Origin of the sequence: Rhizobium bangladeshense (genome assembly GCF_017357245.1) — a bacterium.
In the GTDB taxonomy this organism is placed as follows: Bacteria; Pseudomonadota; Alphaproteobacteria; order Rhizobiales; family Rhizobiaceae; genus Rhizobium; species Rhizobium bangladeshense.
This window is the reverse complement of record NZ_CP071613.1, coordinates 253,099-275,075: the sequence shown is the minus strand read 5'-3', so window position 1 is coordinate 275,075 and position 21,977 is coordinate 253,099. Positions and strand designations below refer to the sequence as shown.

The following is a 21,977-nucleotide window of genomic DNA, read 5'->3' as shown; positions in this document are numbered from 1 at the left end:
ACGCGTGAGGAAGGATTGAACCTATGAACCAGACACTCGGCGCCAGGCCCTCCCCCGATCTGACGGGCGCCAATGTCGAAGACGCGGGCGAGCACAACAGGGCCGTCGTCCTGCGCTGCATTCACAGACAGGCGCCGATTTCGCGCGCCGAGATAGCCAGGCAAACCGGCTTCACCAAACCGGCGATCGCCCGCATCGTCGACCGCCTGCTGGACGAGGGCCTGATCATGGAAGCTCGCCGTCGGCATGGGCTGAGAGGCCAGCCGGCAATCGAGCTCGAGATCAATCCGGACGCCTATTACGCCATAGGCGTCAATATCGACCGCGACCATCTGACGATCCTCGCAGTCGACGCCGTCGGCAATGTTCGCGCTCGCGTGCATCACGAAAAACGCTTCATCCTGCCGGCGGAATTCATGCAGCTGACATCAGATGCGATCTCGCATTTCCAGCGCAGCCGGCTGATCGACGATGCGCGCCTTGCCGGTATCGGCCTCGCCATGCCGGATTGGCTCGGCGAAATCTCGCTGCTCGGCAAGCCCGACGCCTATCAGGAGTGGACGGAATTCGATGTGCGGGCGGCGCTGGAGAGCCTGACGCCGCATCCCGTCTTCACCGAAAACGAAGCCAATGCCGCCGCTCTTGCCGAACTCAACTACGGCCTCGGCGCCGAAAGCAGCAGCTTCTTTTATATCGCCGTCAATGCCTGCCCGGGCGGTGGCCTCGTGCTCGACGGCAACGGCCATCGCGGCGCCATGGGCCTCAGCGGCGAGATCGGCTGGCTTCCGATTGCCGATGGCCGCGACGGCGAGGCGCAGAGGGTCCAACTTCTCGGTGAGATCTTCTCGCTGTTCTTCCTCTATGATTTCCTCGCCCGGCACGGGATCAAGGTGAGCGTGCCGCAGGATCTGCTGACGCTCGACGCCCGCGGCAAGCGCCTCGTCTCGCAGTGGCTGAAGGAGATGAGCGCGCATCTGGCGGTCGCCGTCAAACATATCGCCATGATCGTCGATCCCGACGCCGTGCTCGTCGGCGGCCGGCTGCCGATCCGCATCGTCGATGAATTGCTGCGTTATGTGCACGAACATCTCGATGCGCAGGATACGAACCTGCCCTCGCTCCATCGCGCCTCGATCGGCGAGGACGCATCGGCTATGGGCGCGGCGGCGATGCCGATGGCGGCGGCCCTCATGCTCGCCTCGGCCGATGTCGCGCAGCGGACGCGCTCGCCGCTCAAATTCATGGACCGGCTGAACAGTTGAACGGCCGCTTGGCCCGGAGGATATGGTGACGATCGGCTTCTATACCTCAACTTTCAATGACCGACCGCCGGAGGAAGTGGTGGATTTTGCCGCATCGGCCGGTTTCGATGCAATCGAGATCGACGTCGGCGGTCATATCAAGGCGCCCGACCGGGTGGAGGATGCCGTCTCGCTGGCAAGAAGCCGCGGCCTCTTCGTCTCCTCGATCACCTATTTCGGCGATCAGCTCGATGCCGATCGCGAAAGGCGGCGGGAGCTTCGGGCGGGGATATCAGAATTTGCAAGCGCCATTGGGCAAGCGGGCGTCCCGATCTTCGTGATTTTCCCTGGGCGGGACGACACGGCGAGCGACGAGGCCAATTACGACGACTTCGCCGACTTCGCGAATGGGCTGATCGCAGAGACGCAGGCAAGCGGCCTCACCTTCGCGATCGAGAACTGGCCGGGACCTGGAGATAACTTCATCGGGACGACGCCGAAGGGATGGCAGGAGCTTTTCCGCCGGGTCGAGGACCGCCGCTTCGGCCTGGAATTCGATCCCTCGCACCTTATCCGCATCGGCGTCGATCCCTATCGGGCGCTGGAGGCGGTGAAGGATCGCATCGCTATTCTGCATGCCAAGGATACGGCGATCGACAAAGAGGCCCTGCAGGCGCTCGGTTATCACGGCAAGGGCTGGTGGCATTACAAGCTGCCGGGGCTCGGCCTCCTCGACTGGCCGCGCTTCTTGCGGCAGGCACGCGGCCACGGTTTTGCCGGCACGCTGTCGATCGAGCACGAGGACGCCTCTTACGGCTGGCCGGGCAAGGACTTGGCCGCGCGCAGGCAAGGCGCGCGCCTTGGCCTCGACTATCTCAAAAGTGTCTTGAACGGACTTTGACGGCGATTTCGGGAGGAGTTTCATGGCCCATGTTTCGGTCAGCAATGCGCGCAAGGATTACGGCGCCTTCAAAGCCATCAAAGGCGTGTCGGTCGATATCGGCGACGGTGAGTTCGTCGTCCTCGTCGGCCCCTCTGGCTGCGGGAAATCGACGTTGCTCAGGATGATCGCCGGCCTGGAGGGCATCACCTCTGGCAATATCCAGATCGGCAAGCACATCGTCAACGAGCTTGCGCCCAAGGACCGCGATATAGCCATGGTGTTCCAGAACTACGCGCTCTATCCGCATATGACGGTGGCCAAGAACATGGGCTTTTCCCTACGGCTGAAGCGCATGCCGAGGGCAGAGATCGACAAGCGGGTCGGGAATGCGGCGAAAATCCTCGGGCTGGAAGCCCTGTTGGAGCGCTATCCCAAGCAGCTCTCGGGCGGCCAGCGGCAGCGGGTCGCCATGGGCCGGGCGATCGTGCGCGACCCGGCCGTCTTCCTTTTTGACGAGCCGCTGTCGAACCTCGACGCCAAGCTCCGGGTGCAGATGCGCTCGGAGATCAAGGAGCTTCACCAGCGGCTGCAGACGACGACGATCTACGTCACCCACGACCAGATCGAGGCCATGACCATGGCCGACAAGATCGTCGTCATGAAGGACGGGCTGATCGAGCAGTCCGGCTCGCCGCTCGAACTCTACGACCGCCCGAGCAATCTTTTCGTCGCCGGCTTCATCGGCTCGCCGGCAATGAATTTCATCGAAGGCAGCATGGTGGAAGACGGATTCCGGACTGTCGACGGCCTGCTGCTGCCGAGCGAACGCCGGCCAGCCAACGCCGTCACTTACGGCATTCGCCCCGAACATATAAGGCTCGACCCCAACGGCATCGAGGTAACGACCGTTGTCGTCGAGCCTACCGGCTCGGAAACGCTCGTCCTCGCCCGGCTAGGCGGGCAGACGCTGACCTGCGTCTTCCGCGAGCGGATCAGGGCCGCCCCCGGCGATATTCTGAGGATCGCGCCGATCCACGATGCCGTTCATCTGTTCGGCGCGGACGAACAGCGCATCACCTCGGGTGAGGCGCCATTGAGTTAAGCCCGCCGAATGCCCCCTCCCCTTCGGCCGGGCGCCGCCGGGGGCGCGTTCGCCGCGCCCCCGGCCCAAAGTTCCCGGCTTTCCAGAAGCCGTGCATCGGGGCCAAGCGCTTGAACAGGCAATGAAAAGGTTAATATGCGTTAACCTTAAATTTCTTGGCCGGCATCGAAGAATCGCGGATAGTAACGGTTGGAAGGGCTTTCGAACCCGAAAATCGTTATCCGAGAGATCGCTGCCGATGAACGCTAATTCAAACGCCGTGAAGGCCGCGCCGCTCTATTTCGAGGATCAGATTCTCGAGCAGGGCGACGTGATTTCGAAGAAGCTGCATCTGCTCAGCGTGCAGCGCTTTCCGCCAAACGCGAAGAAGACGCTGCGAAGCTTTTCTCTCGCCGAGGTCGCCAATTATGTCGGGGCGTCGCAGAGCACGCTGAAGAAGCTGCATCTCGAGGGCAAAGGCCCCTGCCCGCAGACCTCGCCTTCCGGCCGGCGCTCCTACAGCGCCGAGCAGATGCTGGAACTCAGACGCTATCTCGATGCACATGGCCGCTCCGAGAGCCGCAAGTATGTGCCGCATCGCCGCGGCCATGAGAAGCTGCAGGTGATCGCCGTCGTCAACTTCAAGGGCGGCTCGGGCAAGACGACGACATCAGCCCATCTTGCCCAGCATCTGGCGCTGACCGGCCATCGCGTGCTTGCCGTCGACCTCGATCCGCAAGCCTCGCTCTCCTCGCTGCACGGCTTCCAGCCGGAGTTCGACCAGGCTCCGTCGCTCTATGAAGCGATCCGCTATGACGGGGAGAAGAAGCCGCTCTCGGAAATCATCCACAAGACCAATTTTCCCGGTCTCGACATCGTGCCGGCCAATCTCGACCTGCAGGAATATGAGTACGACACGCCGCTCGCCATGGCCGATAAATCCAGCAATGACGGCAAGACCTTCTTCACCCGCATCTCCCGCGCGCTCGCCGAAGTCGATGACCGCTACGACGTCGTTGTCATCGATTGCCCGCCGCAGCTCGGCTACCTCACTCTGACGGCGCTGACGGCGGCAACGAGCGTGCTGATCACCATCCATCCGCAGATGCTCGACGTCATGTCGATGGGCCAGTTCCTTCTTATGCTCGGCGGCATCCTGAAGCCGATCCGCGCCGCCGGCGCCGAAGTGAACCTCTCCTGGTACCGCTATCTCATCACCCGCTATGAGCCGACCGATGTGCCGCAGGCGCAGATGGTCGGCTTCATGTCGACCATGTTCCACGAGTTCATGCTGAAGAACCAGATGGTCAAGTCGACGGCGATCTCGGATGCAGGCATCACCAAACAGACGCTTTATGAAGTCGAGCGCTCCTCGATGAATCGGGGAACCTATGATCGCGCGCTGGAGGCCATGGATGGCGTCAACGCGGAAATCGCCGGCCTTATTCACCAGGCATGGGGACGGTGACTTTGTCGGCTGACAAATTTGCCATTTCCCTGAAGCATATCAATAAAATGACCGCAATCGGAGGACGCGATGGCACGAAAGAATCTGCTTGAAGGGCTGGCCGAGATGCCTGATGAAAACGCGGGCGCGCCGAGCTATCCGATGCGCGGGGCAGGTCGGTCGCTCGTCCGCTCGCTGGATGAGCTCGCCAAGCAGGCCGAGAAATTCCTGGAGGGCGAAGCGGTGGTCGACCTTGACCCCGATCTCGTCGAGGCCTCCTTCGTAAAGGATCGTCTATCGGAGGATGACGAGGATTTCCACGCACTGGTGGAAGCGATCCGCGCGCGTGGCCAGGATACGCCGATCCTGGTGCGTCCGCACGCAAGGATCGAAGGGCGCTACCAAGTGGTCTTCGGCCATCGGCGGCTGCGCGCGGCCCGCGAGCTCGGCCGCAATGTCAGGGCGGTTGTCAAGACGATGGACGACCGGACGCATGTCATCGCCCAGGGCCAGGAGAATTCGGCGCGCGCCAACCTTACCTTCATCGAGCGCGCGCTCTTCGCCAGACGGCTGGAGGAGCTCGGCTACGACAGGGAGGTCATCTCGGCAGCACTTGCCGCCAACGCGGCTTCGGTCTCGAAGATGATGTCGGTCATGGATCGCATCGCGCAGGAGGTCGTCCAGGCGATCGGGCCTGCGCCCGGTGTCGGGCGCGAGCGCTGGGTGGAGCTGTCGCTGCTCGCGGGCAGACCGGCCAATGCGGCAAGCATCGCCAAGGTCCTGCAGGACGATAGCTTTCATCAGCTGGCTTCTGACAAACGTTTCGAAGCGCTCTACGCCGCGCTGAACAAAACCGCGCGGCCAGTGAAGAAAACGGTCACCGCGAGGAAGGTGACTTGGCAGCCGCGGGACAAGGCGGTGAAGGCCGAAATGAGCAATGACGGCAAGGCGTTCTCGCTCTCGATGAAGGCGAAAAATGCCGGCCGCTTTGGGGAATTTCTCTCGAGTAGGCTGGATGCGCTCTATGACCAATTCCTCGCCGAGGAGGGCAATCAAGGAGACTGAAACCGCAAAAGAAAAAGGCCCCCAAACGAACGAGTCGTGGAAGCCCTTCTCACATCCTTAGCAAGACAGAGAATCGCATTTTCACGAATCCCCGTCAAGAGTCCTGAAGCGCCCTGACGTCTTTTCAGACGGGCAAATGACGCTGCAGCACTTTCCCTCGCATCGTTTCGGTGAGCGGATTTCTTTTGCCCGAATAGAGGTGAAGGAAATGGAGAGTGAATATGTGACGACGCCCTTCGGGCGGCGGCCGATGACGCTTGCCTTGCTGCTGAAACAGCGGCGAGGCGAAGCGATCGCGGCCGGAACGACGCGCAACAAATGGAAATTGTTCCGATCGGCCTGCGAAGCGCGGGCGGGACTCGGCGTGACGGATCGGGCGCTGACGGTGCTCGATGCGCTGCTGAGCTTTCACCCGGAGGATGAGCTCTCCGGCGAAAAGCCGCTGGTGGTGTTTCCCTCGAACGCGCAGCTTTCGCTCAGGGCCCGCGGCATGGCCGCGGCGACCTTGCGCCGGCATCTCGCCGTACTCGTCGAGGCCGGCCTGATCTCCCGCAAGGATAGCCCGAACGGCAAGCGCTATGTGCGCCGCGGCAGGGAAGGCGGGATCGACGAAGCCTACGGCTTCAGCCTCGCGCCACTTCTCGCCCGCGCCGACGAAATCGAGACGATGGCGGCGCGTATCGCCGCCGACCGGCAGATGCTGCGCGCCATGAAGGAGCGGCTGACGATCTGCCGGCGTGACATCGCCAAGCTGATCTCCGCAGCCGTCGAGGAAGCCGTTCCCGGCGACTGGCAGCGTTTGTCGTCAATGTTCCAGGCGATCCTGCAGCGCATTCCGAAGGCAGCAAATCTGGAAAACCTCCCGCCGATCCTCCAAGAACTGGAGACAACACGCGAAAATATTATCAACCTGTTGGACCTGCAGGAGAAAATTCAGATGCCGAGCGCCAGTGAATCCCAGATTGAGCGCCACATACAGGATTCGTATCCCGAATCCATGATTGAATTTGAACCGGGCCTGGAAAGCGGGCAGGGGGTAACGGTGGAGAGGCAGACCGAGCGGAATGATCAGCCGCAGACGAAATCGGGCGATGATCGGCCGGAAGGGCAGGCGTATGGCGGGGCGGGATGGCGCTTCTCCGTCAGGAAGAGGGCAGGCGAACTCAAATCCTTCCCGCTCGGCATGATCCTCCAAGCCTGCCCCGACATTGCTGATTACGGCCCGGGCGGCGCGGTGCGCAGCTGGCGGGATTTGATGACGGCGGCTGTGGTCGTGCACCGGATGCTCGGCGTCAGCCCCTCGGCCTATGAGGCGGCGGCAAGCGTGATGGGACCTGCACACGCCGCCACCGTCATGGCCTGTATCCTGCAAAGGGCAGGGTGCATCGCTTCCGCCGGCGGCTATCTCAGAGATCTCACACGGCGTGCCGAGAGGGGCGAATTCGCTCTCGGCCCGATGCTGATGGCGCTACGGCGGGCCCAGGAACAACCTGCCGCCAGGGTTAGCTGACGGCATTCTTTCTGCTGCGCAGCAGTGCAGCGCGGATCTGTTCGTTTTTGCTCAGGACAGGAGCGGGAACAACCGGCGCCCGCTCCGGCGTCTCGGCCTTTGCGGCGCTCTGCTTGAGGCTGAGGAAGCGCTTTTGCGCGACCAGCCGGTCCTCCTGCGACAGCGGCTCGACGGGCTCGCCATCTAGGTTGTGGCGCATGGAGTCGGGCTGGGCGCTGGCGAAATAATAGCGCCGGCAGTGGACATAGGCAGCGGTCGCGCGCCTGAGCGTCGTCACGCCGGCGTCGGGCTTCAGAAGCGGACGCAGCTCGTTGAAGAGACCGACGGCGAAGGGGAGGATCGGATCGCCAGGCTTTGTCGGAAGCACGCCGACCTGTCGGATCAACAGCGTGTTGATCGCGTTTGCCTTCTCCACGTCGAACTCGGTCGCGGCAATCGGCCCGCGGCTGATCTTCCAGGGTTTGTCCATGCATTCTCCATAGCGGCCGACTGTGATGGTATCTTGACGGAGAGAGTAGATAGAGGCGCAGAGCGCACATTGCTACCCCCCGCAGCAGCCGGCGCGAGACGCCATTTCCGGGAGCCGATATAGGCCGGTCCCAGCAGTCGGCCATTCTGTATAATCGTTTTTATCGCGGAATGTGCATTGACCTCCCGCTTCGATTACACTTCTTATCCGCGCCCAAGATGACGTGACAGGCCGCGGGGAGGATATATGCGGGTTTTCTCGAGCATTGACGAGCTGCGCCACACGCTCGATGCGCTAAGGCGGCAGGGACGAACCGTCGGCCTTGTGCCGACAATGGGTTATCTCCACGCCGGTCATATGAAGCTGGTCGCACGCGCTCGCGCCGAGAACGACATCGTTGTCGTCTCGATTTTTGTCAATCCGCTGCAGTTCGGCCCGGCGGAAGACCTCAGCAAATATCCGCGCGATCTTGAGCGAGACGCTGCGATGCTGAAACAGGCCGGGGTCAATTTCCTTTTTTCGCCCGGCGTCGAAGACATGTATCCCCGGCCGATGCAGACGGTGGTCGACCTTCCCGATCTCGGCGGTGAGCTGGAAGGCGCAGTCAGGCCCGGCCATTTTGCCGGCGTCGCCACCGTCGTCACGAAGCTTTTCAACATCGTGCAGCCGCAGACCGCCTATTTCGGAGAGAAAGACTACCAGCAGGTGGTCATCATCAAACACATGGTTGAGGATCTCGCTGTGCCGGTACGCGTAATATCGGTGCCGACGGTCAGGGACAGCGACGGCCTCGCATTATCGTCGCGCAATGTCTATCTCAGCCCCGATGAGCGGCGCGCGGCGGTGATTGTCCCACAGACGCTCGACGAGGCCGAGCGCTTGGTTGGCGAGGGCTTGACCAATGCTGAAGAACTCGAGGCGAAGCTCACCGCCTTCATCGAGCGCGAGCCCCTGGCAAAGCCAGAAGTCGTAGCTGTCAGGGATGCGGAAACCCTGGCGCCGGTCGCCTCGGTCGAAGAACCCATTGTCGTGGCATTGTTCGTGCGAATCGGCACGACGCGACTTCTCGACAACAGAGTGATCCGCAGCTGGGCGGGCGGAGACAACAACGTGATCCGGGATAACAAGGTGACGCGAGACAACAGGATTGCCGGCCAGCCGGGAAAGAGAGTGACGAAATGAGCGCCACCGGATCTCAGAAGCGCCTGACGCCGGCACGCATCGCCGCCATGAAGGGTGGCACGCCGATTGTCTGCCTCACCGCCTATACGACACCGATGGCGCGGTTGCTCGACGAGCATTGCGACCTGCTGCTAGTTGGGGATTCGCTCGGCATGGTGCTCTACGGGATGGAGACGACGATTGGCGTGACGCTCGACATGATGATCGCACACGGCAAGGCCGTGATCCGCGGCGTCGGCAATGCGTGCGTCGTCGTCGATATGCCCTTCGGCAGCTATCAGGAATCCAAGGAAATCGCCTTCCGCAATGCCGTGCGCATCATGCAGGAAACCGGCTGCGACGCCGTGAAGCTCGAAGGCGGCGAGGAGATGGCCGAAACCATAGCCTTCCTGACCAAGCGTGGAATTCCGGTCATGGGCCACATCGGCCTGATGCCGCAGCAGGTCCAGACCGCCGGCGGCTATCGTTCCGTCGGCCATTCCGAACACGAGACGTCGAAGATCCGGCGCGATGCGCATGCCATCGGAGGCTCGGGCGCCTTTGCCGTCGTGGTCGAGGGCACGGTGGAGCCGCTCGCCCGCGAGGTGTCGACCTCAATCCACATACCGACCATCGGCATAGGCGCCTCTTCCGCCTGCGATGGTCAGATCCTGGTCTCCGACGACATTCTCGGCCTTTTCAACGACTTCAAGCCGCGTTTCGTCAAGCGCTACGACGAACTCGGAAAGAGGGTCGCGGACGCCGTCGCCTCTTATGCCGAGGAGGTACGCGCGCGCAAATTTCCGGCAGCCGAACATACGTTCAAGCGCCGCAGCTGAGGCAAGGTCGCCAGAACTCAGGCACTAAACTCTCCATCACCCGCTTGCGTGCTGCCTGCGCATCGTCTCAGCCGAGCGGCGCACCGCTTCTGCGACCTCCTGCAGTTGCTTTGCCATAGGCGTCGAATTGCGCCAGACCATGCCGATCGTCCGCGACGGCGGCGGCGAAGGGAAGCGGGCGATCGAGACAGGTGCCGAGCGTGTTTCGACGGCAACGGCCATTTCTGGGATCAAGGTGATGCCGATGCCGGCGCCGACCATCTGGACGAGGGTGGAGAGCGAACTGCCTTCCATGATTTCTCGCGGGCGGGCCGGCCCGACCTTGCAGAAGGACAGCGCCTGATCACGGAAGCAGTGCCCCTCCTCGAGCAGCAGCAGCCGCATTTCACGCAGCGCCTCGCGCTCTGGCACCGGCTTGTCTCCGTCCTCCTGCCGCCTGACCAGCACGAATTCTTCCCTGAACAGCTCGAGTTCGGTGAGCGAGGCTTCCGAGACCGGCAGCGCGACGATCGCCATGTCAAGCTGGCCCTGCGTCAGTTCCTGAACCAGCTTGCCTGTCTGCGTCTCACGCACCTCGATCTGAATTCCGGAGAAGGTTTCGTTGAGATCGTTTATAACAACCGGCAGCAGATAGGGCGCGATAGTCGGGATGATGCCGATGCGCAGGCGCGTGAGGAAGGAATCGCGTGAGGCGCGGGCGAACTCCCCCAGCTCGTCCACAGCGCGCAGGATTTCGCGGACTCGCAGCGCAAAGGTCTGGCCGAACGGGGTAAGTTTGACCTCCCGCGCGCTTCGCTCGAAGAGCTCGCTGCCCAACTCTTGCTCAAGTTCTTTGATCTGCATGGAGAGCGCCGGCTGGGAAATGGCGCAGGCGTCGGCGGCGCGGCGGAAGCGGCCATCCCGCGCCAGGGCTTCAAAATAACGCAGCTGTTTCAGGGTAAGATTCTTCATAATCTCAGCTTATCGCAGCAATCAGTAAATCCAACTTAAAATTATTGAGCGCTTCCGATATGAAGACTGCCAGGGAGAGAGTGGGGCGCCAGCTCGGCTTATCTTTTGAACCGCAGACAGATCAAGCAATGAAGGAGACGATCATGGATAACCCCACTGACAGCACAGGCAAATGTCCTGTCGCTCATGGCAATACGCCGCGCGGCAGAGCCAACCGCGACTGGTGGCCGAACCAGCTGAATGTGCAGATTCTTCATCATAACTCCGGCCGCGCCGACCCGATGGGCAAGGAGTTCGACTATGCCGAGGAATTCAAGAAGCTCGATCTCGCCGCGCTGAAGAAGGATCTTCACGCGCTGATGACGGATTCGCAGGACTGGTGGCCGGCCGACTTCGGTCATTACGGCGGCCTCTTCATCCGTATGGCGTGGCACAGCGCCGGCACGTATCGCATCACCGACGGCCGCGGTGGCGCCGGTCAGGGCCAGCAGCGTTTCGCGCCGCTGAACAGCTGGCCTGACAATGCCAACCTCGACAAGGCCCGCCGCCTGCTGTGGCCGATCAAGCAGAAATACGGCAACCGCATCTCCTGGGCCGACCTCCTGATCCTCACCGGCAATGTCGCGCTCGAATCCATGGGTTTCAAGACCTTCGGTTTCGCCGGCGGCCGCGCCGACGTCTGGGAGCCGGAAGAGCTCTACTGGGGTCCTGAAGGCACCTGGCTCGGCGACGAGCGCTACAGCGGCGAACGGCAGCTCGCAGAGCCGCTCGGCGCCGTGCAGATGGGTCTCATCTACGTCAACCCGGAAGGTCCGAACGGCAATCCCGACCCGGTCGCTGCGGCGCGAGACATCCGCGAAACCTTCGCCCGCATGGCGATGAACGACGAGGAAACTGTGGCGTTGATCGCCGGCGGCCACACCTTCGGCAAGACCCATGGCGCGGGCGACCCGTCCTTCATCGGCGCAGAGCCGGAAGGCGGCGCGATCGAGGACCAGGGCCTCGGTTGGAAGAGCTCCTTCGGCACCGGCGTCGGCAAGGACGCGATTACCGCCGGCCTCGAAGTCACCTGGTCGCAGACGCCGACCAAGTGGAGCAACTACTTCTTCGAAAACCTCTTCGCTTACGAGTGGGAGCTTACGAAGAGCCCGGCGGGCGCGCATCAGTGGCGTGCCAAGAACGCCGAAGCATCCATCCCGGATGCCTATGAGGCGGGCAAGAAGCATGTGCCGACCATGCTGACCACCGATCTTTCGCTGCGCTTCGATCCGATCTACGAAAAGATCTCGCGTCGCTTCCTCGAAAATCCCGATCAGTTCGCCGACGCTTTCGCCCGCGCCTGGTTCAAGCTGACTCACCGCGACATGGGACCGAAAGTGCGTTACCTCGGCCCTGAAGTTCCGGCCGAAGACCTGATCTGGCAGGACGTGATCCCGTCCGTCGACCATCCGCTCGTCGACGACAAGGACATTGCCGATCTGAAGGCGAAGGTTCTCGCGACCGGTCTTACCGTGCAGGAACTGGTTTCGACCGCCTGGGCGTCGGCCTCGACCTTCCGCGGCTCCGATAAGCGCGGCGGCGCCAATGGTGCGCGCATCCGCCTAGCTCCGCAAAAGGACTGGGAAGCCAACCAGCCGGCCCAGCTCGCCAAGGTGCTCGGTGTTCTCGAAGGCATCCAGAAGGACTTCAACGGCGCCCAGACCGGCGGCAAGAAGATCTCTCTCGCCGATCTGATCGTGCTTGCCGGCGCCGCCGGTGTCGAGAAGGCGGCGGCAGCGGGCGGCAACGCCGTCAGCGTGCCCTTCACGCCGGGCCGCATGGATGCTTCCGAAGCCCAGACGGACGCGCATTCCTTCGCGGCGCTCGAACCGCGCATCGACGGCTTCCGCAACTATGTGAACAGCAAGCGCCTGCAGTTCATGAAGCCGGAGGAAGCGCTCGTCGATCGCGCCCAGCTCTTGACGCTGACCGGGCCTGAAATGACCGTCCTCGTCGGCGGGCTGCGCGTGCTGAAGGCCGGTAACCCCGAGCATGGCGTCTTCACGTCGCGCCCGGAAACACTGACGAACGACTTCTTCGTCAACCTGCTCGACATGGCCACGCAGTGGGTTCCCGCCGCCGGCAAGGACGGCGTCTATGAAGGCCGCGACCGCAAGACGGGTGCCGCCAAGTGGACCGGCACCCGCGTCGACCTGATCTTCGGCTCGCACTCGCAGCTGCGCGCCTTCGCCGAAGTCTATGGCCAGGCCGACGCCAGGGGGAAGTTCGTCAAGGACTTCGTCACCGCCTGGAACAAGGTCATGAACGCCGACCGCTTCGACCTCGTCTGATCGGCAGCATTCGCCCGGGCGCAGTTCGGCTGCGCCCGGGCTTTTTCTTTTGGGTGCATCGCCAGAGCTCAGGCGGCATCATCGAACGGCCCCGGCACTACCACTGTGTCGCGCGACGGCATCCCCCTAACGAGCGCAGCCCGCGGGCATGACGCGCAACGCGCCGCATCCACCTTCAGTGCCGCTCAGGCTGGCGTAGCGTTTTGTGTCGCGAAAACGTCGCTGACGAGAGCGCTCCGCGATGACGCCCACCGCGAAGAAGCCGTCTCGGCGCCCCGCTAGCGGGGCAGAAAGCCGAAGGGCGAGAGCGACAGCAGATCAGGATCGACTGTCGCCGTTGCTTTCGCCACCTTGGCGTGGCTCATACTGTAGCCATAGGTAAGGACGCGCACGCCGTCGATCATAAAAAATTGCGCCTGGTCCAGGCCAGGCCGCAGGGTCCCGGTCACGGTGACGGTCTCGTACATCCGTGCGAGGTGCAAAGGCTCTTGCGGAACGACACGCACCAACTGGTTGGGCGGCGGGGAGGGCATGTGGCTGCAGGCTCCGGCCCAGGGGACGAGCATGAAGTCGTAGACGAGATCGCCGTCCCGGTCGATCGGCAGAACGAATCCCGTCAATTCGACCGGAAGAGCTTCATCATGCCAGGCAAGCGTTTCTCCCAGCGGACCGCTGACGGTTGTTTCCGACAGGGGCACAATCGCTTTGGCCTGATCAGCCGGCCGTAACGCGCTCCAGAAGATGGGCTGCGCTGCGGCGAAGGCACCGGAAATCGGCCAAGCGGAGCCAAAGGCCAGCGCCGCGAAGATCAGGCGAAAAGGTCTGTGCTTTGTCATCGCGTCTCCCGGGTCGCCGTGTCGGCGGCCACTGCCAAGCGGATGCTACTCCCGATTTCGCTCGGCCGTCAAAGCCCCTGTCCTTGTTGGGCGTTCCTTCTGGGTTTTCGTACGAGCGAGCGAACTCTCAGAACAGACGCACCATGTCATGGCCCTAGCGTCACCTCTTGTTCTCAAGGATTGACCCAGCGACAAGAGGAGAGAGAGCCGGTCTCGTCATAGCCGAACAAGGCTCTTCGATTGGCCTGCTGCCTCAACTCAAACCAGTCCAGCGTCCGGGCGCGAAAACTCAGAACGCCGAAGCGCGCCTTTCCTTTCGTTTCGTCGAGAGGTTCTGTCAATTCGTCGACAAATTCGAAAGCGCACTCGTCTCCGGGCGGACCGCCCGCATAGGTGACTCGTGTCCGGTTGGGCAGCCTGTTCCAGGCGGTATCGGCACGTTCGCTCCCGGGGCCATGACGCTCGACTGTTCCCCAAAGCCGAAGCTGGAGCCGGCCGATCGGGCTAAAGCCGAGTACTGTGACCTGAGGATTCGCCGAGAGCTCTCTCCATTTCGGGCTTCGTGTATCGGTGTGAAATTCGAGGTTCCGCGTCGCTCTCTCGGCCGCACGCAGCACGACCATGCGTGCTTGCGGCCTGCCCTGCGGGTCGACCGAGCAGAGGTTCACATAGCGGAAACCCGACTGCGGATTCACCGCAGCCCTTTCGAGCTCCGTCCATGCCGAGGCGTCGATATCCGAGAGCTTCACCGCAGTCCGCCTCAGACCGAACGGACGATGCCGCCATCGACTCGGATGTTCTGGCCGGTGATGTAGCCAGCGCCTTCCGACAAGAGGAAAGCGATGGTGGCTGCGATCTCCTCGCTCGTGCCGTAGCGGCGCATCGGAACGCTATCGCGCCGCTCGTTGGTCGCCGGCAAGCTGTCGATCCAGCCGGGCAGGACGTTGTTCATGCGGATGTTCTTGGCCGCATAGGTGTCGGCGAAGATCTTGGTGAAGCTCGCCAACCCCGCCCGGGCGACCGCGGAGGTCGGGAACATCGGAGACGGTTCGAAGGCCCATGCCGTCGAGATATTGACGATCGCGCCGCCGCCCTGCGCTTCCATGATCGGCGTCACGAGGCGGATCGGCCGCACCGCGCTCAAGAAATAGACTTCCATGCCCTTGTGCCAGTCCTCGTCGGAGATTTCGAGGATCGGCGCGCGCGGGCCGTGGCCGGCGGAATTGACCAAAGCGTCGATCCGGCCCCATTGTTCCATCGCCAGATTGACAAGCCGCTTGAGATCGTCGTTCGACTGGTTCGAGCCGGTGACGCCGACGCCGCCGAGTTCCTTTGCCAGCGCCTCGCCCTTGCCGGAGGAGGAGAGAACGGCGATGCGATACCCGTCTGCGGCGAGTTTTCGTGCGGCGGCGGCGCCCATGCCGGACCCGCCGGCGGTGATGAGAGCGACCTTTCCTTCAGACATTGAGACCTCCGATAGGTGATTTTGTGCAGCATTATTGCAGATACGGCCGAGACTTTCGCGACAGAAAGAAAGCTGCCAGACTGTAGAAAATCTCCTGGATATGCCGATGACCCGATCCCACCGCACCCTGCCGCCTCTGAATGCCCTGCGCGCCTTCGAAGCCTCGGGCCGCAGGCTGAATTTCCGCGCCGCTGCCGAGGAACTGGGCGTCACGCAGGGGGCGGTCGCCCAGCAGGTTCGCGCACTGGAGGATCAGCTCGGCCTGAGGCTGTTTCAACGCCTTGCCCGCGGCCTGGCACTCACCCCCCAGGGCACGACCTATCTTGCGGACGTGACCCGAGCCTTCGATACGCTTGCTGAAGCGACCGGGCGGCTTCTGGACCGGCCGGAAACGGTGACGATCAGCGTCACCCCTACAGCTGCCACCAAGCTGTTGATCCCACGGCTTGCCGAGTTCTACGCCGCCCTTCCCGACATCGACCTGCGGACGGTCGCCACCGAGGCGCTGGCGGATTTCGATCGCGATCAGGTGGATATTGCGGTGCGCCTCACCCGCCCGCCCTTTCCGGCGAAGCTGCAGGCACAGCTGCTATTCCGCCAGGAGCTTGTAGCGGTCGCCAGCCCGCATCTCGTCAAGAGCCTGGTGCTGCCCTTGAGCGGCGAAGAGCTGCGCAAACTGCCGCTTCTGCACGACTCGCACGATCATTGGCCCGTATTCCTGGGTTCGCGTGAGAAACTGCCCGGCGCGGCGTTCAACCATACGACACTGGCGCTGGATGCAGCACTCGCCGGCCAGGGCGTGGCGCTGGTTTGCAGGGCCTTCGTGGCGGCCGATCTCAAGGCAGAGCGGCTGGTGCAGGTGACGGATGCGACGGCGACGATCGGACCCGATTACTTCCTCGTGCGTAAACGCTCGCCATCACCGCGAAAGGCCGTGGACGCCGTATGGGATTGGTGTGCAGCGCGGCTGTCTCCGCCATCGGACGAAGCGCCCTAGAACATGGTGTTCTTGTTGGCAACCTCGCTAGGGGAGAGGCAGGCCCTCACACCAGCAATACCTTGCCGCCCGTGCGGAAGGGAAGGGCGGCGCGTAGCGCATCACCGACCTTTTCCAGCGGAAACGCCTCCCGCACATCAGTGGCGATGACCTTGGCCGCGATCTGCGCCGCGACTTCGGCATAGGCGCGCTGGACCTCGCTCATCGCTTCGGAATGAACCCACTCCCGAAGATGGAAATACGAAAACGCGACGTCAGGATGCGACGCCCAGAAGGACGGCGGGATGCTCTCTCCCGACAGCAGGCCGTAATGCACGAAATGTCCGCCGGGTTTGAGCGCATCGGCAAGGGTCGATGCGCGCGCCCCGCCGACGCAGTCGAGCACCGCGTCGAGCCCATGCAGGCCGGCCAGTCCGGCGGCGAGATCGCCGTCGGCCATGTCGAGAATGACGGCCTCGAGCCGGCCGCTGAGGCGTGCGCGGGATTGTTCGCTGCGAACGATTGCCACCGGCTCGACGCCGGCGGCATTCGCCATGCCGATCAGGATGGACCCGATCGAGGAGGCGGCGGCGTTGATGGCGATGCGCATGCCGGGTCTCAGCCCGATCTTCCTGTGCAGCATCAGCCAAGCCGTCATCGGGTTGACGTAGCTGGTCGCGGCCTCGAAATCGGAAAGCGCGTCGGGGACGCGAAGGCACCAGCTCGGATCGGTATCCTTGAACTCCTGCCACCCGCCGGCGCTGCGCACCGGCAATACGCGCATCCCGGGCACAAGCCCGTGTACCTCTTCGCCGCACTCTTCAACCACGCCGAAGGCTTCGAAGCCGGGAACGAAGGGCAGCGCCGTACGCCCGGCATAGGCGCCTGAAATGGTGATGATGTCGGAGGGATTGATCGAGCGCGCCAGCAGCCGCACCCGCACCTGGTCGCGCGAGAGCGGCGCCAGTTCGGCCCGCTCTATCGCGACCACCTCCTCGGCCGGCCCGAATTTTCGCACGACCGCCTGATATTGCATTTGCATCCCCCGCACAGTCGGTTAGAACACGCCTTCGAAATTTCGGTGATCGAATGCGCGTTGACGACAGGCCTTTAGCATCGTTCCGGGTCTCCATGCGAGACATCGACATCTATGGCCATGTCCACAATTCGGTTTATCTCGACTATTGCGAGGACGCAGTCGTCGAGCTCCTGCGGCACCGCGGCATTCTCAGCCACTTCCGCCACACCTCCTCGGGCGTGGCCTATCACGTGAAGAAGGCAGAGATCACCTTTCACAATCCGGTCGACGTCGACGATGTCGTCGAGCCCAAGGTCGATGTGGCGAAGATCGGGCGGTCGAGCCTCTCCTTTGCAATCGAGCTCTATCGCCGGCGCGATGGCGCTCATTGCGCATCGGCAGGCCTCGTCTGGGTCTGCGTCGGCCTCTCCGACAGCCGCCCGACGCCGATCCCCGAGGCGACCAGAGCCGCCCTGACGCCGGGCTGAGCCATGCCGATCCATGCAGCGCTTCTTCGACATGCCTTGGAGAGACCGGAAAAGCCGGCAGTCGTGCTCGACCGCCGCTGCCTGACCTATGGCGAACTTTATTCCCGCTCGAGCGCGATCTGTCGGTTTCTCCAGGAGCTTCCGCGCTCGAACCGCCGCTCGCTCGATCTGCCGGGCGTCGAGAAGCTGGTCGCCATGAGCCTCGGCAACCACATCGGCTTTGCCGAATACTTCGTCGCCGCCACCGCGCTCCCGAATGCCTCAGCGGTGATCGATCCGATGATGCCGGCCGAAAGGATCGAACGCATCGTCGAGCGCCTGATACCTGACGTGCTCGTCGTCGACGATGGTTCGAGCCCGAGCGCCGAAATCGGCCGCAGGCTCGGCATCCCCTTCATCGTTGCCGGCGCCGAGCCCTTCGACCTCGCGGCAGAACCGGACGACTTGCCGGTCGATGCCGAGGGAATCTTCCTGATCGGCTTCACCTCGGGCACAACAGCCGAGCCGAAGGCCTATTATCGCTCGCGCGAGCAGTGGCGCCGGAGCCTCGACCGGGGACGTCTGGTTTTCGAACTCCGGGACGCGCCCTCGACCCTCTGTCCCGGCGCCCTGGCGCATGGCCTTGCGCTTTACGCCCTAGTCGAGGCGCTCGATGCCGGGGCGACCTTTCATTCGGTGGGGAAATGGAACCCCGGCGCGGTTGCCCACATCCTCTCTTCCGGCATCGAACGGCTGGTCGCCGTTCCGACCCATATAGCGGGCATTGCCCGGGCATGGGCGGACGCGCCGCTGATATCCATGCGCGACGTGCTGACCGCCGGGGCGAAACTGAACCTGAACGAGGTTGAATCCATGCGCCGCCTTTTTCCGAAGGCGCGCATCCGGGAATATTACGGCGCGTCCGAGATCGGCTTCATGACGGTTTCGACGCTCGTCGGCGGCGCGACCGACGATCCGATCGACCGGGTCGGACGCGCCTACCCCGGCGTCAAAATATCCATTCGCGACCCCGAAGAAAACGATGTCGGCACCGATGTGCCGGGCACCATCTTCGTCAACAGCGACCTGATCGCCGACGGCTATCTCTGGGGCGACGACGGGCAGGCGTTTCGGGTCACCCCGGCGGGTGCCACGGTCGGCGATCTCGGCGAAATCGATCAAAACGGCATGCTGCGGGTGATTGGCCGGGCCGGCGGCATGTTGATATCGGGCGGCAACAACGTCTACCCCGCCGAGATCGAGAGCGCACTCAAAACCTGCCCCGGCGTCGAAGACGCCGTCGTCTTCGGGCTGCCGGATGCCTATTACGGCCAAAGGATCGTCGCCGTGATATCGGGCGAAGCGACGGATGCGAAAATTCTCGGCGACCATTGCGCGGGCAAGCTCGCAAGGTTCAAGATCCCCAGGCAATTCTACCATATCGGCTGCTGGCCGATGACGAGCAGCGGCAAGATCGCGCGCGGGCAGGTAGAGGCATCAGTGGTTTCGGGAGGCGGTCTTGTCCTACGCTTATCAGCCTGACGAGGATTGGCAGCCGATCGTGGTCGTCGCCTACCGCGCGCCGATCGGCCGGGCCTTCGGCTCGCTCTCGACGGTCGCGGCCGAAGACCTGCTTGCCCCGATCATCCGCCGTATCCTTGCGGAAACCGGCATTGCCCCCGACACAATCGACGATGTGCTGGTCGGCAATGCCGCCGGCGGCGGCGGCAATATCGGCCGGCTGGCGGCCCTCAATGCCGGCCTGCCGATCGCCGTTCCCGGCGTCGCCATCGACCGGCAATGCGGTTCGGGACTGGAAGCAATCATCCTGGCCGCCCGGCTGATCCAGGCGAAGGCGGGAGCCTGTTTTCTCGCCGGCGGCGTCGAAAGCGTCAGCACCGCGCCGTGGCGCGTCGAAAGACCGAAATCAACCGGCGCGCTGCCGCGCTTCTACGGGCGTGCCCGGTTTTCCCCCGAGGCGATCGGCGATCCGGAGATGGGCATTGCCGCCGAACATGTCGCGCGCCAATTCGGCATATCCCGCCGGCAGCAGGATGAATTCGCGCTCCGCAGCCACCGCCTCGCCGTCGCAGCGGCCGAAGCGGGCCTCTTCCGGCCCGAGATCGTCGAGATCCTCACCGCCAATGGCCTGGTGGAGCGAGACGAATGCCCGCGTCCATCGACATCGCTCGAGGCGCTCGAAAAGCTGAAACCCGTTTTCCTGGCCGACGGCTCGGTAACGGCAGGCAATGCCTGCCCTCTGAATGACGGAGCCTGCCTGGTTCTCGTCATGAGCCGCGGCATGGCGAGGAACCTCGGTATCGAAAAGGGCCTCGCCTTCATCGATAGCGCGGCTGCCGGCGTCGATCCCAATCTGCTCGGCATCGGCCCGGTCGCCTCGACCGGAAAGCTTCTGCAGCGCCAGCCCGGCCTCTCGCTCTCGAAGATCGACGTGATCGAATTCAATGAGGCTTTTGCCGCCCAGGTCCTGGCATCGCTCGATCAGTTGGATATATCAGCCGACGCAGTCAACCGGGAGGGCGGCGCCATCGCGCTCGGCCATCCCTTCGGCGCCTCGGGCGCGATCCTCGTAAGCCGGCTATATAGCCAGCTGGTGCGCAAGGACGGCTGGTCGCCCGCCGCGACCGGCCTCGCCATGATCGGCATCGGCGGCGGCATCGGACTGACGGCGCTGTTCGAGGCGGTTAGCTTGTCTTGATGAGACGGCAGTCGGGAACGGAGGCGTCGCACCATCTCCGCTCCTTCCCAACGCCGGGCGACGCAAAATCCCCTCCATTTCCGCAGGCCGCTTCGATCCAGGACTAGCCGTCCTACTGCCTTGGCATAGGCCGACAGCGACCGAGAGAGAATGGTTCGCCGCCGCGATCCGGCGCATTCTCCTGCCGATCGGTTCCGGCCGATGAAGTGACTTGCCCTTGCAGGCACGCAGATTGCGGCTTCAAGGCAAGTCAGCAGAGGACATTCTTCGTAACGGACAAGGGAGATTACCATGAAGATCGTCGTCATCGGCGGCACCGGGCTCATCGGCTCGAAGACCGTGGAAAGGCTGCGTGGGAAAGGGCATGACGTTCTGGCGGCTTCGCCGAACTCGGGCGTCGATACGATCAGCGGCAAAGGCGTTGCCGAAGCGCTATCGGGCGCCGAGGTGGTGCTCGACCTTGCCAACTCGTCCTCCTTCGAGGACAAGGCCGTCCTCGAATTCTTCCAGACCTCGGGCCGCAACCTGCTCAAGGCGGGCGCGGCGGCCGGCGTGAAGCATCACATCGCGCTGTCGATCGTCGGCATGGAGCGGCTGCAGGGCAGCGGCTACATGCGCGCCAAGATGGCCCAGGAAGAGCTGATCAAAGGCTCCGGCATTCCCTATACCATTGTGCATTCCACCCAGTTTCATGAATTCATGGCGGGCATCGCCCAGGCGAACACGGTCGGCCAGACCGCGCACCTGTCGCCGGCCTACCTGCAGCCGATCGCCTCCGACGACGTCGCAGACGTCATGGCCGAAGTGGCGCTCGCAGCACCTGTGAACGGCACGATCGAGATCGGCGGCCCGGAGAAGATCCGTCTCACCGATATCGTCACGCGTCTCTTCAAGGCGACGAACGATCCGCGCCAGGTGATGGCGGATCCGCACGCCCGCTATTTCGGCGTCGAGCTCGATGACACCTCGCTCGTCACCGGTGCCAATGCGCGGCTCGGCAAAATCCGCTTCGACGACTGGCTGCGCCAGCAGCCGCCGCAGAAAAAGAGCGCCTGACCAGCGAGGTGGCCTTCGTCGACCATTCTATAAACTGAGGAGACAAGATATGCTCAGGGAAATGATCTCGGTAACAGCCTTCGCCCTTGTGCTTGCAGCCGGCACCCAGGTTCACGCCGGAGGCGAGAAAGCGAAGGTAAGCGTGGTTTTCGACCAGAAGCTTCCCAATGTTCCGGGCAAAAGCATGAAGGGCGTGCTGGTGGAATATCAGCCCGGCGGCATGTCACCCGGCCATACCCATCCGGATTCGGCCTTCATCTATGCCACCGTTCTCGAAGGTTCGATCCGCAGCGCGGTCAACGACGGTCCGGTGAAAACCTATAAGGCCGGAGAAAGCTTCGCGGAATTTCCCGGCGATCATCACAGCGTCAGCGCCAACGCCAGCACAACCGAGCCGGCACGCCTGCTTGCGGTCTTCGTGCTTGACACGGACGAGACGGAACTGACGATCGACGACAAGTAA

At 63.2% G+C, this 21,977-nt stretch carries 21 protein-coding genes; 15 read left to right on the top strand and 6 right to left on the bottom strand.

The features are described from left to right. The first annotated feature begins 23 nt into the window (after positions 1 to 23). The 6 genes from J2J98_RS22250 to repC all read left to right on the top strand — a co-directional run bounded on the left by J2J98_RS22250 (position 24) and on the right by repC (position 7,227). Positions 24 to 1,262, top strand: a complete 1,239-nt coding sequence (locus J2J98_RS22250; protein ID WP_207603479.1) for an ROK family transcriptional regulator — start codon at positions 24 to 26, stop codon at positions 1,260 to 1,262. Between the two features lie 25 nt (positions 1,263 to 1,287). After that, positions 1,288 to 2,142, top strand: a complete 855-nt coding sequence (locus J2J98_RS22245; RefSeq protein ID WP_207603512.1) for a sugar phosphate isomerase/epimerase family protein — start codon at positions 1,288 to 1,290, stop codon at positions 2,140 to 2,142. Between the two features lie 22 nt (positions 2,143 to 2,164). Then, positions 2,165 to 3,226 carry an ABC transporter ATP-binding protein gene (locus tag J2J98_RS22240; protein ID WP_138394612.1) on the top strand — a complete coding sequence of 354 codons (1,062 nt, stop codon included), beginning with the start codon at positions 2,165 to 2,167 and terminating at the stop codon, positions 3,224 to 3,226. A gap of 238 nt (positions 3,227 to 3,464) precedes the next feature. After that, complete coding sequence (gene repA, locus J2J98_RS22235) at positions 3,465 to 4,673, top strand: plasmid partitioning protein RepA (RefSeq protein WP_064708436.1); 1,209 nt, start codon at positions 3,465 to 3,467, stop codon at positions 4,671 to 4,673. Between the two features lie 69 nt (positions 4,674 to 4,742). Then, the gene (repB, locus tag J2J98_RS22230; protein WP_138394614.1) at positions 4,743 to 5,717 is read left to right on the top strand and encodes a plasmid partitioning protein RepB; all 975 of its coding nucleotides are present in this window, start codon (positions 4,743 to 4,745) and stop codon (positions 5,715 to 5,717) included. Between the two features lie 208 nt (positions 5,718 to 5,925). Next, a complete protein-coding gene (gene repC, locus J2J98_RS22225) occupies positions 5,926 to 7,227 on the top strand; it encodes a plasmid replication protein RepC (RefSeq protein WP_207603511.1) in 1,302 nt (433 codons plus the stop codon). Here the strand turns inward: repC and J2J98_RS22220 are convergent. Beyond that, the gene (locus J2J98_RS22220) at positions 7,220 to 7,696 is read right to left on the bottom strand and encodes a ProQ/FINO family protein (protein WP_138394615.1); all 477 of its coding nucleotides are present in this window, start codon (positions 7,694 to 7,696) and stop codon (positions 7,220 to 7,222) included. The genes repC and J2J98_RS22220 overlap by 8 nt on opposite strands. A gap of 246 nt (positions 7,697 to 7,942) precedes the next feature. On the opposite strand from J2J98_RS22220, the gene panC reads away from it, so the two are divergent. Both panC and panB read left to right on the top strand, forming a co-directional pair. Further along, on the top strand, positions 7,943 to 8,878 hold the full coding sequence (gene panC / locus J2J98_RS22215) for a pantoate--beta-alanine ligase (protein WP_207603478.1): 936 nt from the start codon (positions 7,943 to 7,945) through the stop codon (positions 8,876 to 8,878). Then, positions 8,875 to 9,696, top strand: a complete 822-nt coding sequence (gene panB / locus J2J98_RS22210) for a 3-methyl-2-oxobutanoate hydroxymethyltransferase (protein ID WP_064708432.1) — start codon at positions 8,875 to 8,877, stop codon at positions 9,694 to 9,696. Before panC ends, panB begins: the two co-directional genes overlap by 4 nt. Before the next feature lie 36 nt (positions 9,697 to 9,732). Here panB and J2J98_RS22205 read toward each other — a convergent pair whose 3' ends face one another. After that, complete coding sequence (locus J2J98_RS22205) at positions 9,733 to 10,647, bottom strand: hydrogen peroxide-inducible genes activator (protein ID WP_207603477.1); 915 nt, start codon at positions 10,645 to 10,647, stop codon at positions 9,733 to 9,735. Between the two features lie 143 nt (positions 10,648 to 10,790). Here J2J98_RS22205 and katG point away from each other — a divergent pair, with 143 nt between their 5' ends. Beyond that, positions 10,791 to 12,977 (top strand): catalase/peroxidase HPI, encoded by a 2,187-nt coding sequence (gene katG / locus J2J98_RS22200; RefSeq protein WP_207603476.1) that lies wholly within the window; start codon positions 10,791 to 10,793, stop codon positions 12,975 to 12,977. A gap of 278 nt (positions 12,978 to 13,255) precedes the next feature. Here the strand turns inward: katG and J2J98_RS22195 are convergent, their stop codons facing one another. The 3 genes from J2J98_RS22195 to J2J98_RS22185 form a co-directional block, all read right to left on the bottom strand. Further along, the gene (locus J2J98_RS22195) at positions 13,256 to 13,813 is read right to left on the bottom strand and encodes a DUF3299 domain-containing protein (RefSeq protein WP_207603475.1); all 558 of its coding nucleotides are present in this window, start codon (positions 13,811 to 13,813) and stop codon (positions 13,256 to 13,258) included. Between the two features lie 173 nt (positions 13,814 to 13,986). Then, positions 13,987 to 14,562 carry a pyridoxamine 5'-phosphate oxidase family protein gene (locus J2J98_RS22190; RefSeq protein WP_207603474.1) on the bottom strand — a complete coding sequence of 192 codons (576 nt, stop codon included), beginning with the start codon at positions 14,560 to 14,562 and terminating at the stop codon, positions 13,987 to 13,989. A gap of 11 nt (positions 14,563 to 14,573) precedes the next feature. Further along, positions 14,574 to 15,278 (bottom strand): SDR family oxidoreductase, encoded by a 705-nt coding sequence (locus J2J98_RS22185; protein WP_207603473.1) that lies wholly within the window; start codon positions 15,276 to 15,278, stop codon positions 14,574 to 14,576. Positions 15,279 to 15,384: 106 nt separating this feature from the next. On the opposite strand from J2J98_RS22185, the gene J2J98_RS22180 reads away from it, so the two are divergent. Beyond that, complete coding sequence (locus tag J2J98_RS22180) at positions 15,385 to 16,275, top strand: LysR substrate-binding domain-containing protein (protein ID WP_207603472.1); 891 nt, start codon at positions 15,385 to 15,387, stop codon at positions 16,273 to 16,275. 46 nt (positions 16,276 to 16,321) lie between these two features. On the opposite strand, the gene J2J98_RS22175 is transcribed toward J2J98_RS22180, so the two are convergent. Next, the gene (locus J2J98_RS22175) at positions 16,322 to 17,290 is read right to left on the bottom strand and encodes a zinc-dependent alcohol dehydrogenase family protein (RefSeq protein ID WP_207603471.1); all 969 of its coding nucleotides are present in this window, start codon (positions 17,288 to 17,290) and stop codon (positions 16,322 to 16,324) included. A gap of 53 nt (positions 17,291 to 17,343) precedes the next feature. On the opposite strand from J2J98_RS22175, the gene J2J98_RS22170 reads away from it, so the two are divergent. The 5 genes from J2J98_RS22170 to J2J98_RS22150 all read left to right on the top strand — a co-directional run bounded on the left by J2J98_RS22170 (position 17,344) and on the right by J2J98_RS22150 (position 21,977). Beyond that, positions 17,344 to 17,760, top strand: coding sequence for an acyl-CoA thioesterase (locus tag J2J98_RS22170; RefSeq protein WP_207603470.1), 417 nt, complete (start codon positions 17,344 to 17,346; stop codon positions 17,758 to 17,760). Positions 17,761 to 17,763: 3 nt separating this feature from the next. Then, positions 17,764 to 19,281: a class I adenylate-forming enzyme family protein gene (locus J2J98_RS22165; protein ID WP_207603469.1), complete on the top strand. Its 1,518-nt coding sequence runs from the start codon at positions 17,764 to 17,766 to the stop codon at positions 19,279 to 19,281. After that, positions 19,259 to 20,458, top strand: a complete 1,200-nt coding sequence (locus J2J98_RS22160; protein WP_207603468.1) for a thiolase family protein — start codon at positions 19,259 to 19,261, stop codon at positions 20,456 to 20,458. Before J2J98_RS22165 ends, J2J98_RS22160 begins: the two co-directional genes overlap by 23 nt. Positions 20,459 to 20,749: 291 nt before the next feature. Further along, on the top strand, positions 20,750 to 21,514 hold the full coding sequence (locus tag J2J98_RS22155) for an SDR family oxidoreductase (RefSeq protein ID WP_207603467.1): 765 nt from the start codon (positions 20,750 to 20,752) through the stop codon (positions 21,512 to 21,514). Positions 21,515 to 21,563: 49 nt separating this feature from the next. Next, positions 21,564 to 21,977: a cupin domain-containing protein gene (locus J2J98_RS22150; protein WP_207603466.1), complete on the top strand. Its 414-nt coding sequence runs from the start codon at positions 21,564 to 21,566 to the stop codon at positions 21,975 to 21,977.

Coding starts and splice junctions, on each gene's coding strand:
- panC (WP_207603478.1), top strand. CDS start 7,943: ATGCGGGTTTTCTCGAGCATTGACGAGCTGCGCCACACGCTCGATGCG.
- J2J98_RS22175 (WP_207603471.1), bottom strand. CDS start 17,290: ATGCAATATCAGGCGGTCGTGCGAAAATTCGGGCCGGCCGAGGAGGTG.
- repA (WP_064708436.1), top strand. CDS start 3,465: ATGAACGCTAATTCAAACGCCGTGAAGGCCGCGCCGCTCTATTTCGAG.
- J2J98_RS22250 (WP_207603479.1), top strand. CDS start 24: ATGAACCAGACACTCGGCGCCAGGCCCTCCCCCGATCTGACGGGCGCC.
- J2J98_RS22185 (WP_207603473.1), bottom strand. CDS start 15,278: ATGTCTGAAGGAAAGGTCGCTCTCATCACCGCCGGCGGGTCCGGCATG.
- J2J98_RS22220 (WP_138394615.1), bottom strand. CDS start 7,696: ATGGACAAACCCTGGAAGATCAGCCGCGGGCCGATTGCCGCGACCGAG.
- J2J98_RS22180 (WP_207603472.1), top strand. CDS start 15,385: ATGACCCGATCCCACCGCACCCTGCCGCCTCTGAATGCCCTGCGCGCC.
- repC (WP_207603511.1), top strand. CDS start 5,926: ATGGAGAGTGAATATGTGACGACGCCCTTCGGGCGGCGGCCGATGACG.
- J2J98_RS22150 (WP_207603466.1), top strand. CDS start 21,564: ATGCTCAGGGAAATGATCTCGGTAACAGCCTTCGCCCTTGTGCTTGCA.
- repB (WP_138394614.1), top strand. CDS start 4,743: ATGGCACGAAAGAATCTGCTTGAAGGGCTGGCCGAGATGCCTGATGAA.
- J2J98_RS22205 (WP_207603477.1), bottom strand. CDS start 10,647: ATGAAGAATCTTACCCTGAAACAGCTGCGTTATTTTGAAGCCCTGGCG.
- J2J98_RS22240 (WP_138394612.1), top strand. CDS start 2,165: ATGGCCCATGTTTCGGTCAGCAATGCGCGCAAGGATTACGGCGCCTTC.
- J2J98_RS22170 (WP_207603470.1), top strand. CDS start 17,344: ATGCGCGTTGACGACAGGCCTTTAGCATCGTTCCGGGTCTCCATGCGA.
- panB (WP_064708432.1), top strand. CDS start 8,875: ATGAGCGCCACCGGATCTCAGAAGCGCCTGACGCCGGCACGCATCGCC.
- katG (WP_207603476.1), top strand. CDS start 10,791: ATGGATAACCCCACTGACAGCACAGGCAAATGTCCTGTCGCTCATGGC.
- J2J98_RS22195 (WP_207603475.1), bottom strand. CDS start 13,813: ATGACAAAGCACAGACCTTTTCGCCTGATCTTCGCGGCGCTGGCCTTT.
- J2J98_RS22155 (WP_207603467.1), top strand. CDS start 20,750: ATGAAGATCGTCGTCATCGGCGGCACCGGGCTCATCGGCTCGAAGACC.
- J2J98_RS22165 (WP_207603469.1), top strand. CDS start 17,764: ATGCCGATCCATGCAGCGCTTCTTCGACATGCCTTGGAGAGACCGGAA.